The sequence below is a fragment of the Corynebacterium sp. ACRPF genome, from assembly GCF_022347395.1.
GTDB lineage: Bacteria > Actinomycetota > Actinomycetes > Mycobacteriales > Mycobacteriaceae > Corynebacterium > Corynebacterium tuberculostearicum_D.
The window spans coordinates 75,769-90,237 of sequence record NZ_JAKRNB010000013.1 but is presented as its reverse complement, the minus strand read 5'-3'; the positions used below and the strand labels follow the sequence as shown (position 1 = coordinate 90,237).

Genomic DNA, 14,469 nt, shown 5'->3' with positions numbered 1-14,469 from the left:
CTCGGGATGATAAGCCCCGCCGACTTCGAGAACCGCATCGGTCTAACCACCAGCAGAAAAGAAATAGCCGCCTAACCACTAGGTAGCTCCACTACGTGTCCACAATTTGCGGGCAACCCCAATGCTCATCTGCATCAACAACGACATCACCGCCGTTAACCCCCACACAGGCGAAATCTGGGGCCGATACCACCTAGACAAAACCAAAAAATACCACCGCAACCAACTCGGCGAAATCTAGAAAACGAACCCCCAAAACGAAGAAAGTCTCGAAACATCGAAATAGGAACAATGTCTCGAGACTTCACATTTGTGCCCGAGGGGGGACTTGAACCCCCACGTCCGTTAATAGGACACTAGCACCTCAAGCTAGCGCGTCTGCCATTCCGCCACCCGGGCAGGGTGTTTATCAGCCTCTCGGCTGGGCACTCCGATACTGTATCCTGCTCGAGGCTTGCTTTACAAATCGCCTGCGTGTGGCGTGAAAAAGCTACGGTTAACGGGGTGTGGAAGTACATGGTTGTAAGTCTGGGTGGGGGCTTTCAGCGTGTGAGGCAAATAATATGCAGGGCACGGCGGTTACACCACATCGACATCGGCTTGTGAGGTGGGGTACAAATGGGTCTATGACTTCTTATGCAGATGATTCCCGCTTTCCTGGACCAGACCCTTACGCGCCGCTGCGCGATGTTCCTTCCTTCGTTCTCTCGTCCACTGATGTGGTGGAAGGAGACGAGCTGCAGGAAAAGCTCCGCGCCCCAGAGAGCGTATCGCCGCAGCTTGCGTGGTCCGGACTGCCGGAAGGCACTAAGTCCCTGGCCGTAACTTGTTTCGACCCAGATGCGCCAACGGCGTCTGGTTTCTGGCACTGGGCGGCGTTCAATATCCCCGTCGAGGTAAGCGAGCTGCCTACCAATGCCGGCGCTGCGGAGGACTTGGGTATTGACGGCGTCATCAGCTTGCGCAACGATTCCGGCGAGCGCACCTACTTCGGCGCTAACCCGCCTGCCGGACACGCCCCGCACCGCTACCTCTATGCCGTCCACGCAGTTGACGTAGAAAAGCTCGACATCGACCCAGATGCTTCGCCGACCGTGCTTGGGTTCAACCTGCATTTCCACGCCCTTGGCCGCGCCATTTTGTGGGGCTGGTACGAGGCGAAGTAATGGCGAGTAGCTCTACTTCATCGCAGCCTAGCCCGCCGACGGCGCTGCGGGTGGGCGGCGCCTTCATGGTGGTCGCATTCGTGTTGGTGCTCTTTGCGTTAATTTCCGTCTTCACGGATGGTTGGGGTGCCGATTTCGAATGGACGTATTCCAAAGTGGCGATTATTGTCGCCGCGGTCATCGTCGGGGCCTTTAGTACCATGAGCAAAAGTCAGGCGGGAAACCGCGCGCAGGTTGCCGCATTGGTTATCGCCATTGTGATCATTGCAGCCAGCCGTTTTGTGCCCGGCGATGTCTTATTTGCTCAACCACAGTATTGGGTCGTGTTCTACGCCGGCTTCGCGGTGTTGTGCGCACTGGTTCTCAGGCGCAGCGTTATGGCGCAGACCTAGTCAGCACAGCAAAGACAAAGGGTCCGCCTACTTCCTCTGCGTGCAGCAGGAGAAGTAGGCGGACCTTGTGTTGAAAAGCCTTGGGCTGGACTACTCCAAGGGCTTCCAAGGAAGACCAGAGCCAACCGCCTGGGAAATATTGCTCAAACCGTGGGCACGGATTTGGGCGGCAATGCCGCGGTGGATATCGCGGATCCAGTCCGGACCGCCGTAGATGAGACCGGTGTATCCCTGCAGTAGGGAAGCACCGGAAGTGATGCGCTCCCATGCCTGTTCTGGCGTGGAGATGCCGCCCACGGAGATGAGGGTGAGCTGGCCGCCGACTCGCTCATTGAGGCGGCGCAGTACCTCTAGGGATCGCTCGGCTACCGGAGGGCCGGATACGCCACCGGCACCCATGTCCTTTACCTCGGCGGCGGGGGTCTTGAGTCCCTCGCGGGAAATGGTGGTATTTGTCGCTACGATTCCGTCGAGGCCTAGTTCGAGGGCTAGGTCTGCCACGGCGTCAACGTCGGCATCGGAGAGATCTGGGGCAATTTTCACCAGCACCGGAACCGCGGTGCATTCTTGCACGGCGGAGAGAATGGGGCGCAGCGATTCCACTGCTTGCAGGTCGCGCAGACCCGGGGTATTCGGGGAAGAAACGTTGACCACCAGGAAATCTGCCAAATCGCCCAACACCGACGCGGAGCGGCGGTAGTCTTCTACTGCATGCTCGGCAGGGGTGACTTTGGTTTTGCCAATGTTGATGCCAATGACATCGCTGTAGCGACGCTTGCGCAGGTTTTCCGCGGCGGCTGCCGCACCTTTATTGTTAAAGCCCATCCGGTTCAAGATGGCCTTATCGGCCTTCAGGCGGAAGAGTCGCGGAGCAGGATTGCCGGGCTGTGCTTGGGCGGTGACGGTTCCCAACTCTGCAAAGCCAAAGCCAATGGGAGTCCACGTATCAGCAGCCGCGGCGTTTTTATCAAACCCGGCGGCAAGTCCCAACGGGCGGGGGAATTCTACTCCGAAGACCTCTTGGCGCAGGACCGGATCGTTGACCGGCAGGATCTTTGCCAGCGCCCGGTTGGCTGGCCCGGCGGCTTGGAGCCCGCTGAGTGCAGTGTTGATAATCTCGTGGATGCGCTCCGGGCTCAGTTTGAACATGCCCCGCAAGGCAAGCTGGTAAGCCTGCGCGCGCAATTGGTCAATAGTGCTGGTCATGGTGTTAAGACTCCTTCTTCAGGTGCGGGGTGTCCACGAACTGCAGCCCGTGGCCGGTGGCGGAGGCGGCGACAAAGGTGCCGTCGCCAAGCACAGCAATATTCTGCGCATCCGGCACGGTGGAGAGACTTCCGCGCAGCTCTGGGACGCCTTTGCCAATTTCATAGGCGTGAGCCTTATTGGTATCGGTGGCGCTCACCCACGCCAGATTGCGCTTATTGTCCCAGGCTACGCCCCATGGGGTGCCCTCTACGTTGCCGTATTGGTGCAGGCGGACGACGTCATCGGAGGTGTAGACGGCCAAGCGGCCGCCCTCGGTATCGGAGGCGAGGACCACGCCGTTATCGCCCACCGCGATGCTGCCGACTCCCTGGCCCACGCGCAATCGGCCGCCCGCGCGATCATTCGTCCAGTCCACGTTTTGGATGGTGGAATCCTCTCGGTGGATGCGCACCACTCCGTCATCGCCTGAGGAATTGGGCACGGCCAATAGCTGGTCCGAGCCGGCTTCCACTTCGATGTCTCCGTCGCGCTTGCCGTCCTTATAGATGCCTACCGTGGTGGAATCGGCCGAGGTGGCAAAGATCTCGCCGCTGGATAGCTGGGTGGCGGCGGTGACGGGGGAGTCCTCTTCCATATCGACCTCTTGGGGAGAATCCGGGGAAGCGGGATCGATGAGGAGAACCTTATCTGGGCAAGCGAGCACGAAGCCCGACTCCGAAGAACTAAGGTCACCACACTCCGCAGAAATGTCTAGCGAGGTAGCCTTCTCCCCTTCAAAATCCTTCTGGCTACCGATGAGAAGCTCGTCCTTGGTGCGCACTGCCAGTGAGTCATCAAAGGCGGCAAGGTCAGTGATGTCTGCCTTAAGGTTGACCACAGTGCCTTCCGCATCCGCCTTAGCCGGGGAGGCCGCTGGTGTGGCATTGCCCTTGACCGCGGTCTCTGGATCGGCGCCCACGCCCACTTCGGACTGGCAGGCGGTCAACGCGGTGGCGCTAAGCGCCAGCAAACTGGAAAGGATAAGTGCGGAGCCGGATTGAGATTTCACGGCTACTAATCCTAACAGCGCGCGTTGTAAAAACCCGAAGCCCAGCGCGGCTGTAGTGTGAAGCGGGTGATTTCTAATACCGCAACTGACGCTGTTTCTTGGGCGCAGGTCATTGTTTTGTCCATCGTGCAGGGGCTTACCGAGTTTCTTCCGGTAAGTTCCTCCGGTCACCTGCGCATTGTTTCCGAGCTTTTTTGGGGCAACGACGCCGGCGCGTCCTTCACCGCAGTTATCCAGCTGGGAACGGAGCTGGCTGTACTGGTCTATTTCGCCCCAATGATTTGGCAGATTCTCTCCGGCTGGTTCCGCGGCTGGGCCGATAAGTCCTCTCGCGGCCAGGACTGGCGCATGGGCTGGATGGTCATCGTGGGTTCCATTCCCATCGGAATTATCGGCCTCGCATTCGAGGATGCTATTCGCGGCGCCCTGCGCAACCTGTGGATTACCGCCGCAATGCTCATCCTCTTTTCCTTCGTCTTCATCGCCGCGGAAAAAATCGGTAAGAAGGATCGCGGATTTGACCAATTGACCATGAAAGACGCCATTATTATGGGCCTTTGCCAATGCTTGGCGCTCATCCCGGGTGTCTCCCGCTCCGGCGGCACCATTTCCGGTGGTCTATTCCTGGGACTGGACCGCGAGGTGGCTACTCGCTTTAGCTTCTTGCTCGCCATTCCAGCCGTGCTGGCTTCGGGCCTTTTCTCGCTTCCCGACGCCTTTTCTCCCGAATCCGGCCAGTCCGCCTCCGGCTTGCAGCTTCTCGTCGGCACCGGCATCGCCTTTCTACTGGGCTACGCCTCCATTGCGTGGCTGCTGAAGTTTGTGGGCAACCACTCCTTCTCTTGGTTTGCCGCTTACCGCATCCCGGTCGGCGTGCTCGTCATGATCCTCTTGGCATTGGGAGTCCTGCAGCCGCTCTAAGGCACGCCGCGTTAGTATGGTGGCTATGCATTCTTGGCCAACACCTTCCTTCCGTCCTGTGCCGGGTGATGCGGCACAGCTGCGCTTGTACGATTCTGCGAACCAAACCATCGCTCCCGTAGAGGTCGCAGGGGATACCGCCACCATGTACGTGTGTGGCATCACGCCCTATGACTCCACCCACTTGGGCCATGCCGCCACCTACCTGACCTTTGACCTTATCTACCGTGCGTTCCTGGATGCCGGGAAGAAGGTTCACTACGTCCAAAACATCACCGACGTCGATGATCCGCTATTCGAACGTGCCGACCGCGACGGTGTAGATTGGCGTGAGCTCGGCACTTCTCAAATTGATCTCTTCCGTTCCGATATGGAGCTGCTCTCCGTTTTCCCTCCGCAGGACTATATCGGCGCCATGGAAGCCGTCGATGAAATCGTGGAGATGGTGCAGAAGCTTCTCGACGCCGGAGCGGCCTACGTCGTAGACGACCCCGAGCACCCAGATATCTACGCCTCCATCGAAGCCACCGAGCACTTTGGTTATGAGTCCAATTACTCTGCCGAAGAGATGCGCACCTTCTTTGCCGAGCGCGGCGGCGACCCCGACCGCCCAGGGAAGAAGAATCCGCTCGACGCACTCATCTGGCGTGCCCACCGCGAGGGCGAGCCGGCATGGGATTCGCCCTTTGGGCCTGGCCGCCCAGGCTGGCATATTGAATGTTCCGCCATCGCCACCAACCGCTTGGGATCAACCTTTGATATCCAGGGTGGCGGCAGCGACCTGAAGTTCCCACACCATGAATTTTCCGCTGCCCACGCCGAGGCCGCCCTCAACGTTGATCGCATGGCACAGTTCTACGTGCATACCGGCATGATTGGCCTCGACGGGGTCAAGATGTCTAAGTCCTTGGGCAACCTCGTCTTCGTTCATAAGCTCGTCGGAGCGGGTGAGGATCCCTCCGCTATCCGCTTGGGCGTCTTCGCAGGCCATTACCGCAACGAGCGCGACTGGTCCGACGAGGTGCTCGACGGCGCTAAGCGCCGCCTCGCCGCATGGCGGGAGGCCCTTGAGCAACCGGGAAGCATGGCAGGGGCCGAAGAGGTCGTCGCCAAGCTGCGTGCCGCAATTGCGAACGACCTGGATACCCCGGCAGCGCTCGCTGCCGTGGATGAGTGGGCAGAGGCCGACCGTGGCACGGACGAGGACGGCGCAGCCGATTTGGTTCGCACCGCACTAAATTCGCTCCTCGGCGTGCGGGCTTAGGCAAGATAGGGCAGTATCTACAGCATGAGCATTCGCGCCGATTTCCAGCCCACCGTAGATGAGTTCATTAGTGACCTGAAGTCCTTCGCCACCGGCGATTACCTCAAGGAAGAGGAAAAGGAGTTTTGGGAGGCACCGTTTGACGCCAACGTCCTCCCAGAGCTGCGCGGCCACCTTGAGCAGATGCTCGATGGGCTGGATGCTCTTCCGGACGATCCAGACGGACCACAGTTGGTCACCGTCTTGTCCAAGACCGTTCGTAAGTTGGCAGATTTTAATCGCGCTCAGCACGATGCCGTTCTCGAGCCAGAGGAAAAGGAAGAGCTCTCTGAGCTTATTTATAACGCCAGCGCGGCCACCGGAGCGGACGACGAAGCCCTCTCGCAGATTCCGGAACTGGACTTTTAGTTCAGACCCTTCCGCCTTAGTAAGTGCCAGCTCGCGCTAACTGCGCGGCTGGCACTTCCCCGCCGTGTGCTTGCACTGTAGACGGTGACACTATTTCCTTCCTGAAAGAGAAAGCTAGCTTTATTCTCGTGCCGCACTCCACCGCCGCTTCCAACCTGACTAAGCCCGCCGCCATCTTCTGGGATATGGATGGCACCCTCACCAATTCGGAGCCCCTCTGGGCGGAGGCAACATTTTATCTTTCAGAACTGCTGGGCAAACGGCTCACTCCCACCCAGCGCCTAGCTACTGTGGGCGCGACCTTTGATACCACCCTGGCAATCTGTGCGGATAATGCGGAGGTGACGCTGCAACCCGGTGACAGCGAGCGTTACCGCGCCCGAATGTTCGACTACGTCAAAGGCCTTTTTGCTCGTCAGCTGGAGATCTTCCCGGGAATCCCTACACTGCTTGAGGAACTGAAAGCCGATGGGGTGCCCATGATGGTCACGACGAATACCGAGCGCAATGTCGCTGACGCTGCCATCACTGCGTTGGGGCGGGACTATTTCGTCGATACTATCTGCGGGGATGAGGTTCCCGCCGGCAAACCAGCGCCGGATATGTACCGCGAGGCCGCCCGACGCATCGGAGCAGATCCCGCGGATTGCTTAGTTTTCGAAGATTCCGCAACCGGCATGCGCGCCGCAGTCGATGCCGGCTGTGCGGTGATCGGACTGCCAGAAGATAACCAGGTTGAGATACCGCCAGAGGTCACCGAAATTTCTCGCCTCCGCGATTCGCGGCATCTCGCTGGGGCTAAGGCCACCGACGTATATGAGTGGTTCGCTAAGATTTCGGCGGGGCAGTAGAAATTCAGAGTTCCCCTACATTCTCTAACTACCTGTGGAACAATAGGTAGACGTGAAGAACTTTGAGACTCTTTTTGCCGAGTTAGCCGAGAAGGCCGACCAGCGTCCAGCTGGTTCTGGCACCGTTGCCGCGCTGGATAAAGGCGAGCATTTCATCGGTAAAAAGATCATCGAAGAAGCCGGGGAAGTATGGATCGCCGCAGAATATCAGTCCGACGATGAGCTGGCGGAAGAGATGTCCCAGCTGCTTTATTGGACTCAGGTCATGATGCTTAAGCGCGGACTTACCCCTGAAGACCTTTATAAGTACCTCTAGGCAACACCCCACAGGATGGAAGGATCCGCATGATCAAGATTGCTGTACCGAATAAGGGCTCGTTGTCAGAAGCTGCCGTGGAGATCCTTACAGAGGCCGGTTATAAGGGCCGCGGGCATTCCAAGGCGCTCAACGTAGTGGATTCCGATAACGGAGTTGAGTTCTTTTTCCTGCGACCAAAAGACATCGCCATCTATGTTGCCCGCGGCGTCTTAGACCTAGGCATTACGGGCCGGGACTTGGCGCTTGACTCTAAAGCGAACTTTGATGAAGTGCTGCCGTTAGGCTTTGGTGGGTCCACGTTCCGGTACGCAGCCCCGCAAGGGGAGGAGTGGGATATCTCTCAACTAGCCGGGCGGCGGATCGCGACGTCGTACCCCAATCTCGTCCGTGCCAACCTTGCCGCACATGGGATTGAGGCCGATGTTATTCGATTGGACGGCGCCGTAGAGATCTCCATCCGGCTAGGGGTTGCCGATGTTATTGCTGATGTCGTGTCAACTGGTACTACTTTGCGTCAGCAAGGCTTAGCGCCGTTCGGGAAGCCGATCATTGAGTCCGAGGCGGTAGTGATTAAGCGCACCGGGGTAGATGTCACCGAGGAAGAGCAGGTAGTGCTCGACCGCATTCAGGGAATTCTGCACGCTCGAACATATTTAATGATCGACTACAACATCGCTCAATCCAACCTCGACGCAGCCGCTGGTATTACTCCAGGATTGACCGGTCCTACGGTGTCGCCGTTGGCGCGCGAGAATTGGGTGGCAGTGCGAGCGATGGTTCCGAAGAAGCAAGCTAACCAAGTCATGGACCGACTTTCCCAACTTGGAGCGGAGGCAATTTTGGCTTCCGATTTGCGCATCGCCCGCTTTTAGGGGGATCAATTTCTCTGGGTCGGCCCAAATAGATTCAGTCGTGGCTAACATTAGCGCTTGAGGTTACTCATTCGAATATAAGTCTCGACAGGCAAAGGAGCCGAGCCATCATGGCAAAGTCCTCTAAGAAAGAAGAAAAGGACACCAAGTCTGCAGCAAAGGACGTGAAGAAGAAGGAAGCTGACACTTCCACTCACGCCGCACAGCAGAAGGTGGCCGAACAAAAGGCACCTAAGAACTCCAGCAAGAAGACTCGCACCGAGACCGACCTTCTTGGTTCTTTGGAGGTTCCCGCTGACGCTTACTACGGTGTGCACACCGTACGCGCCATGGACAACTTCCAGATTTCTTACGTGACCATCAACACCATCCCGCACTTCATTCGCGGAATGGTCCAGGTCAAGAAGGCGGCCGCCATGGCGAACCGCCGCCTGCACGTACTGCCGAAGAAGAAGGCTGAAGCCATCATCTGGGCCTGTGACCAGATCCTGGAAGAGGGTCGCTGCATGGATCAGTTCCCGCTGGACGTTTTCCAGGGTGGCGCTGGTACCTCGCTGAACATGAACACCAACGAGGTTGTTGCCAACCTCGCACTGGAGTACCTCGGTGAGGAGAAGGGCTCCTATGACATCATCAACCCGAATGATGATGTGAACATGTCCCAGTCCACCAACGATGCTTACCCGACCGGCTTCCGCTTGGGTCTGCACGCAGCAGTTGACCACCTCATTGAGCGCATGGATGGCTTGCGTGCCGCATTCCAGGTCAAGGGCAATGAGTTCCAGGACATCCTGAAGATGGGTCGTACTCAGCTTCAGGATGCGGTTCCGATGACCTTGGGCGATGAGTTCAAGGGCTTTGCCAATAACCTGAACGAGGAGCAGGCATTGCTGCGCGATGCCCAGCGCCGCCTACTCGAGATCAACTTGGGCGCAACCGCAATCGGCACCGGCGTGAACACCCCGGCCGGCTACCGCCACCAGGTCACCGCAGCTCTGTCTGAGGTCACCGGCCTGGAAATGAAGACCGCCCGCGATCTCATTGAGGCAACCTCTGACTGTGGTGCATACGTGCTGCTGCACGCCACCATCAAGCGCGCCGCGATGAAGCTCGCCAAGATCTGTAATGACCTGCGCCTGCTGTCTTCCGGCCCACGCGCTGGCCTGGCTGAAATCAACCTGCCTGCCCGTCAGGCCGGCTCCTCCATCATGCCGGGTAAGGTTAACCCAGTTATCCCGGAGGTTGTGAACCAGACCTGCTTCAAGATCTTCGGCAATGACCACGTCGTCACCATGGCCGCTGAGGCTGGTCAGCTGCAGCTCAACGTCATGGAGCCGGTCATCGGCGAGGCACTGTTCCAGTCCATTCGCATCATGGGTAACGCCGTCGATGCCCTGCGCGAAAAGTGCGTCACCGGAATCACCGCCAACCCGGATGTCTGCCGTGCCTACGTGGAAAACTCCATCGGTATCGTCACCTACCTCAACCCGTTCATCGGCCACCACAACGGTGACCTGATTGCCAAGGAGTCCCTGGAGACCGGCAAGGGCGTCAAGGAACTCGTCCTGGAGAAGGGCCTGCTGGATGAAGCAACCTTGAACAAGGTCCTGTCCGTTGAAAACCTCATGCACCCAGAGTTCCGCGGTCAGCTCTTCATCGACGAGGACTAAAGTCGCGGCTTTTGAGAAGCAGTAGGGTATAGCGCCCCGCATCTTAGGCCCCACGGTCTTTGCCACTTTCACTTCATGAGAAGGAAATCTGGCGAAGGCCGCGGGGGTCTTTTGCGTGTTTGGAATCGGCGGTTGCTAGTTTCCTTTTACGTCCCTGTGCAGGGAGAATGCGGAGAAGGATACCGACCGTCTTATAACGAGACGCTAAATACATGTGGGAATCAACACAAACGGACAATTCGAGTGAATAAATCGACGTGACAGGTGCAAAATAGAAGATGTTGAGGACGGCATGCACTCTGTATGGAGATGCGTGCCCTTAGTTTGCATACAGAGCGTATGGAGTATGTCCATGGTTATTGTTCATATAGTCATCGTTCTCGCCGCCATCTTCCTGGGCGCGAGGATTGGGTCAATTGGTATCGGTATGGCCGGCGGCCTCGGTGTGCTGGCCCTTGGTCTTACCGGTGTCCCGGTTACTAGGGAAGACATCCCGTTCGATGTCATCGGTATCATCATGACCGTTATTGCCGCCATCGCCGCGATGCAGAGGGCTGGTGGCATGGACTACCTGGTGCACATTGCAGAAAAGTTTCTGCGCAAGAACCCAAAGCGGATTACGTTCTACGCGCCTATCGTTACGTGGTTGATGACAGTGCTGGCCGGTACCGGCCACACTGCATTCTCCACGCTACCGGTCATTGTCGAGGTAGCTAAAGAAGGAAAGGTTCGCCCTTCACGCCCGCTTTCCATTGCGGTAGTTGCCTCCCAGATGGCTATTTGTGCCTCGCCTATTTCTGCCGCAGTGGTTCTCCTAGCCAGCCTGTTGGAGCCAGCCGGCGCGGGCTATTTGCAGGTGCTAGCAGTCGTCATTCCGGCAACATTCCTGTCTATCTTCCCAGCTGCGTGGATTGCTAATAAGTTTGGCAAGGAACTAGAAGATGACCCGGTGTACCAGGAGCGCAAGGCGCAAGGCTTGGTTAAGGAGCCACTTGGCGCTGAAAACTTCGCGCCGCAGAAGGGTGCCAAGGCCTCTGTTCTGGTTTTCCTGGTAGCCATCGTCATCGTGATGGCCTGGGCCACGCTGACCTCGGAGCAGGTCGGCCTCATTGCAGAACCAACCCTGCCACGTAATGAAGCCATTATGACGGTTATGCTCACCGCGGCCACCATCATCGTCATGATGACGAAGGTCCCGGCCGGAGATGTTCTCAATACCCCGGTATTTAAGTCCGGTATGTCCGCATGTATTTGTGTGCTTGGCGTTGCATGGTTGGGCACCAGCCTTATCAACCACTACATGGACGATATTCAGTCTATGGCTGGCAGCGTTATTGAGTCTTCGCCGTGGTTGCTCGCGGTGGTCTTGTTCTTCGCCGCAGCGTTGCTGTACTCGCAGGCCGCTACGACCAAGGCCCTCATGCCAGCAGCCCTGGCTCTGGGCGTAAGCCCCCTTACCGCAGTCGCTGCTTTCCCGGCCGTCTCGGCTCTATTCATCCTGCCGACCTACCCAACGCTGCTGGCAGCGGTGGAGATGGACGATACAGGTTCGACTCGAATCGGCAAGGCTGTATTCAACCACCCATTCCTTATCCCTGGCACGGTCAGCATTGTGGTTTCTGTCCTCTTGGGCTACGCATTCGGCCTGGTCATCCTTTAAGAGATAGACGACAAGTTCACCTGAAAGGCGCCCTGTAGGGCGCCTTTTTGGATCGCAGCGTAAATAGGGAGATTGATTCACTTCACTTTCTTGGAAAAATGCGGGTTATTTAACTCCCGAGCTCGGTAGGCTAAGAACATGACTACTCAGCCATCCGATGTTGAAATTGCCCAAGCTCACCACCTGCAGCCAATCGTGGAGATCGCGGCCAAGGCAGGCATTCCTGCCGACGCCGTGATTCCCTACGGCACCACCAAAGCCAAAGTCGATATCACCAAGGTTGACTATTCCAAGGAAAACCAGGGCAAGCTGGTGCTTGTCACCGGTGTATCGCCCACACCTGCCGGCGAGGGCAAGTCCACCGTGCTCATCGGCCTTACCGACGCCCTAGATCAGTTGGGCAAGAAGGCCATCGTTGCCCTGCGCGAGCCCTCCCAAGGACCAGTGATGGGTATTAAGGGCGGCGCGGCTGGCGGCGGCTATGCACAGATCGTCCCCATGGAAGACATCAATCTTCACTTCACCGGCGATTTTCACGCCATTACCTCTGCAACCAATACCCTGGCCGCCATCATTGATAACCACATCCATCAAGGCAACGCCTTGGGCATCGACCCGCGGCGCGTGACATGGCAGCGGTGCATGGACGTCAACGACCGTGCCCTGCGCAACGTGGTGACCGGTCTGGGCGGGCCAGCTCACGGTGTGCCTGCAGAAACCGGTTTCACCATTACCGCGGCCTCCGAAATCATGGCAATCCTGTGCTTGGCCACGAACCTCGATGACCTAAAGAAGCGCCTCGGCGATATCACCATCGGCTTCACCTATGATCAGCGCCCTGTTACTGCGCGCGACTTGAATGCGGAGGGGGCGCTCACGGCGCTCATGCGTGATGCCCTCAACCCCAACCTGGTTCAGACCCTTGGCAGCGTGCCGGCCTTGGTACACGGTGGGCCATTCGCCAATATTGCGCACGGTTGCAACTCCCTGCTGGCAACCCAAACCGCGCTCCAATTCGGCGATATCGTCTTAAGCGAGGCCGGCTTCGGTTCCGACCTAGGCGGAGAAAAATTCGTCGACATCAAGGCGCGCTTTGGCGACCTAGATGTTGCTGGCGCCGTAGTCGTTGCCACCATCCGCTCGCAGAAATACAACGGCGGTGTGGCCAAGGATAAGCTCACCGAGGAAAACCTGGACGCCCTCAAGGCGGGCATAGTCAACCTAGAGCGCCACGTAGAAAACCTGCGCAAGTTCGGGATCAAACCGGTAGTAGCGCTCAACCTCTTCTGGTCCGATACCGAAGCAGAACGCGAGTTCATGCAGCAGTGGGCTGAAGATTTCGGCGTGGCCTTGGAGGAAGCCAACGTGTGGGCCGAGGGCGGCGCGGGCGCTACCACGCTGGCAGAGACCTTGCTGGAGAACCTGCAGGGCGGCGCCAAGCAGCTCTACGATCCGCAGGCGGGAATCGAGGCTTCCATCGAGACCATCGCTCGCGAGATCTATCGCGCAGACCGTGTGGAGTACGGGGCAAAGGCGCTCAAGGATCTGAGGTACATCCAGGACAATGGCTGGGATAAGCTGCCCGTGGTTATTTCGAAGACGCAATACTCCTTTAGCGATGATGCCTCCGCATTGGGAGCGCCGGAAGGACATACGCTGCATGTGCGCGAATTGCTGCCGCGCACCGGTTCGGGATTTATCGTCGTGCTAACGGGCAACGTTATGACGATGCCGGGCCTGCCTAAGAAGCCGGCGGCGAATAAGATCGACGTCGATAAGCAGGGCACCATTTCGGGCCTCTTTTAGGCGGGTGGGGCGCTAGGCCTTTGTATCCGCCGCTGAGCCCGGCCAGCCCGGGTACTGCGGCGGAGTGCCACCAAACTCGGGGCAGAGATCCTGGTGGGCGCACCAACCGCACAGCTTAGACGGCTTCGGGCGGAAGTCCCCGGCGCGCCCATCGGCCTCAATCTTGGCCCACAATTCGCCGAGATCACGCTCGAAGTATTCGAGCTCCTCACGGTTTGGGCTAAGAAACATCGAGTCCAACACCTTGAGGTACATCAGGCGCAACTGGTGGGGAATGGTGCCTAGAATGCGCCAGTAGACCAGCGCATAAAAGCGCATCTGGAACTGTGCATCCTGGGAATAGCGGGGAAGTGGCTTCTTGCCGGTCTTATAATCCACGACTCGGACCTCGCCGGTTGGGGCGCGGTCCACGCGGTCGATGAAGCCGCGGACGGGGACGCCGTTGGGCAGAACCGTGTTGACGTACATCTCGGTTTCTTGGCAATCAAAGCCTTGCGGATTTTCCATCTGGAAATAGCCTTTGAGCAGATCTCTGGCAGCGACGAAGAAGTCGTAGGTGTCTTCTTCTGGCACGAGCTCTAGAAGTTCTTCGTCTTTAGCGGTCATCTCTGCCCAAGAGGGCTTAATCATCTTCACTGCGGCAGGATAGGTGCGCTCGTCGCGCGGTAGCTTGTGCATCTCTTCCAGGACGGCGTGCACGAGGGTTCCTTTGACCTGCGCGATGGTCTTGGGCTCGGGCAACTTGTCAATCGCGCGGAAGCGATAGAGCAACGGGCACTGCTTATAGTCGGAGGCGCGCGAGGGCGACAAGGCGAGTGGGCGGGGTGTAGATGAAGTAGCCATGGTGTATCTAGCCTATCGCCGCGCGTTTCGTGGCAAGCTA

Annotated in this window: 14 protein-coding genes and 1 tRNA gene; 11 read left to right on the top strand and 4 right to left on the bottom strand. The window is 58.1% G+C overall.

The window, feature by feature from the left end:
• Nucleotides 1-313: 313 nt before the first annotated feature.
• Nucleotides 314-399 (bottom strand) — tRNA-Leu (locus tag MHX61_RS07815).
• Nucleotides 400-626: 227 nt separating this feature from the next.
• Between MHX61_RS07815 and MHX61_RS07810 the strand changes: the two genes are divergently transcribed.
• Together MHX61_RS07810 and MHX61_RS07805 are read left to right on the top strand one after the other, a co-directional pair.
• Nucleotides 627-1,166 (top strand): YbhB/YbcL family Raf kinase inhibitor-like protein, encoded by a 540-nt coding sequence (locus tag MHX61_RS07810; protein WP_005324806.1) that lies wholly within the window; start codon nucleotides 627-629, stop codon nucleotides 1,164-1,166.
• The gene (locus MHX61_RS07805; RefSeq protein ID WP_239193948.1) at nucleotides 1,166-1,558 is read left to right on the top strand and encodes a hypothetical protein; all 393 of its coding nucleotides are present in this window, start codon (nucleotides 1,166-1,168) and stop codon (nucleotides 1,556-1,558) included. The genes MHX61_RS07810 and MHX61_RS07805 overlap by 1 nt, the downstream gene beginning before the upstream one ends.
• Before the next feature lie 90 nt (nucleotides 1,559-1,648).
• On the opposite strand, the gene MHX61_RS07800 is transcribed toward MHX61_RS07805, so the two are convergent.
• Both MHX61_RS07800 and MHX61_RS07795 read right to left on the bottom strand, forming a co-directional pair.
• Nucleotides 1,649-2,764 (bottom strand): quinone-dependent dihydroorotate dehydrogenase, encoded by a 1,116-nt coding sequence (locus tag MHX61_RS07800; RefSeq protein WP_239193946.1) that lies wholly within the window; start codon nucleotides 2,762-2,764, stop codon nucleotides 1,649-1,651.
• A 4-nt stretch (nucleotides 2,765-2,768) separates the two neighbouring features.
• Nucleotides 2,769-3,815, bottom strand: a complete 1,047-nt coding sequence (locus MHX61_RS07795) for a hypothetical protein (RefSeq protein WP_239193944.1) — start codon at nucleotides 3,813-3,815, stop codon at nucleotides 2,769-2,771.
• 66 nt (nucleotides 3,816-3,881) lie between these two features.
• Here MHX61_RS07795 and MHX61_RS07790 point away from each other — a divergent pair, with 66 nt between their 5' ends.
• From MHX61_RS07790 to MHX61_RS07750, 9 genes are all read left to right on the top strand, one after another.
• Nucleotides 3,882-4,736, top strand: coding sequence for an undecaprenyl-diphosphate phosphatase (locus tag MHX61_RS07790; protein ID WP_239193942.1), 855 nt, complete (start codon nucleotides 3,882-3,884; stop codon nucleotides 4,734-4,736).
• 25 nt (nucleotides 4,737-4,761) lie between these two features.
• A complete protein-coding gene (mshC, locus tag MHX61_RS07785) occupies nucleotides 4,762-6,000 on the top strand; it encodes a cysteine--1-D-myo-inosityl 2-amino-2-deoxy-alpha-D-glucopyranoside ligase (RefSeq protein WP_239193940.1) in 1,239 nt (412 codons plus the stop codon).
• A 24-nt stretch (nucleotides 6,001-6,024) separates the two neighbouring features.
• Nucleotides 6,025-6,408, top strand: coding sequence for a hypothetical protein (locus MHX61_RS07780; protein WP_005324796.1), 384 nt, complete (start codon nucleotides 6,025-6,027; stop codon nucleotides 6,406-6,408).
• 128 nt (nucleotides 6,409-6,536) lie between these two features.
• A complete protein-coding gene (locus tag MHX61_RS07775) occupies nucleotides 6,537-7,259 on the top strand; it encodes an HAD family phosphatase (RefSeq protein WP_316987296.1) in 723 nt (240 codons plus the stop codon).
• Between the two features lie 52 nt (nucleotides 7,260-7,311).
• The gene (locus tag MHX61_RS07770) at nucleotides 7,312-7,575 is read left to right on the top strand and encodes a phosphoribosyl-ATP diphosphatase (RefSeq protein ID WP_204609052.1); all 264 of its coding nucleotides are present in this window, start codon (nucleotides 7,312-7,314) and stop codon (nucleotides 7,573-7,575) included.
• 29 nt (nucleotides 7,576-7,604) lie between these two features.
• A complete protein-coding gene (gene hisG, locus MHX61_RS07765; protein ID WP_239193938.1) occupies nucleotides 7,605-8,450 on the top strand; it encodes an ATP phosphoribosyltransferase in 846 nt (281 codons plus the stop codon).
• A gap of 110 nt (nucleotides 8,451-8,560) precedes the next feature.
• Nucleotides 8,561-10,120: an aspartate ammonia-lyase gene (gene aspA, locus MHX61_RS07760; protein ID WP_150850328.1), complete on the top strand. Its 1,560-nt coding sequence runs from the start codon at nucleotides 8,561-8,563 to the stop codon at nucleotides 10,118-10,120.
• 352 nt (nucleotides 10,121-10,472) lie between these two features.
• Nucleotides 10,473-11,780 (top strand): anaerobic C4-dicarboxylate transporter, encoded by a 1,308-nt coding sequence (locus tag MHX61_RS07755; RefSeq protein WP_204609056.1) that lies wholly within the window; start codon nucleotides 10,473-10,475, stop codon nucleotides 11,778-11,780.
• A 138-nt stretch (nucleotides 11,781-11,918) separates the two neighbouring features.
• Complete coding sequence (locus tag MHX61_RS07750) at nucleotides 11,919-13,586, top strand: formate--tetrahydrofolate ligase (protein ID WP_239193936.1); 1,668 nt, start codon at nucleotides 11,919-11,921, stop codon at nucleotides 13,584-13,586.
• 12 nt (nucleotides 13,587-13,598) lie between these two features.
• Here the strand turns inward: MHX61_RS07750 and MHX61_RS07745 are convergent, their stop codons facing one another.
• On the bottom strand, nucleotides 13,599-14,429 hold the full coding sequence (locus MHX61_RS07745) for a RecB family exonuclease (RefSeq protein ID WP_239193934.1): 831 nt from the start codon (nucleotides 14,427-14,429) through the stop codon (nucleotides 13,599-13,601).
• Between the last annotated feature and the right edge of the window lie 40 nt (nucleotides 14,430-14,469).

Excerpts from the sequence above, each read along its gene's own strand:
- mshC (WP_239193940.1), top strand. The coding sequence starts at position 4,762 with ATGCATTCTTGGCCAACACCTTCCTTCCGTCCTGTGCCGGGTGATGCG.
- aspA (WP_150850328.1), top strand. The coding sequence starts at position 8,561 with ATGGCAAAGTCCTCTAAGAAAGAAGAAAAGGACACCAAGTCTGCAGCA.
- MHX61_RS07805 (WP_239193948.1), top strand. The coding sequence starts at position 1,166 with ATGGCGAGTAGCTCTACTTCATCGCAGCCTAGCCCGCCGACGGCGCTG.
- MHX61_RS07780 (WP_005324796.1), top strand. The coding sequence starts at position 6,025 with ATGAGCATTCGCGCCGATTTCCAGCCCACCGTAGATGAGTTCATTAGT.
- MHX61_RS07800 (WP_239193946.1), bottom strand. The coding sequence starts at position 2,764 with ATGACCAGCACTATTGACCAATTGCGCGCGCAGGCTTACCAGCTTGCC.
- MHX61_RS07745 (WP_239193934.1), bottom strand. The coding sequence starts at position 14,429 with ATGGCTACTTCATCTACACCCCGCCCACTCGCCTTGTCGCCCTCGCGC.
- MHX61_RS07755 (WP_204609056.1), top strand. The coding sequence starts at position 10,473 with ATGGTTATTGTTCATATAGTCATCGTTCTCGCCGCCATCTTCCTGGGC.
- MHX61_RS07750 (WP_239193936.1), top strand. The coding sequence starts at position 11,919 with ATGACTACTCAGCCATCCGATGTTGAAATTGCCCAAGCTCACCACCTG.
- MHX61_RS07810 (WP_005324806.1), top strand. The coding sequence starts at position 627 with ATGACTTCTTATGCAGATGATTCCCGCTTTCCTGGACCAGACCCTTAC.
- hisG (WP_239193938.1), top strand. The coding sequence starts at position 7,605 with ATGATCAAGATTGCTGTACCGAATAAGGGCTCGTTGTCAGAAGCTGCC.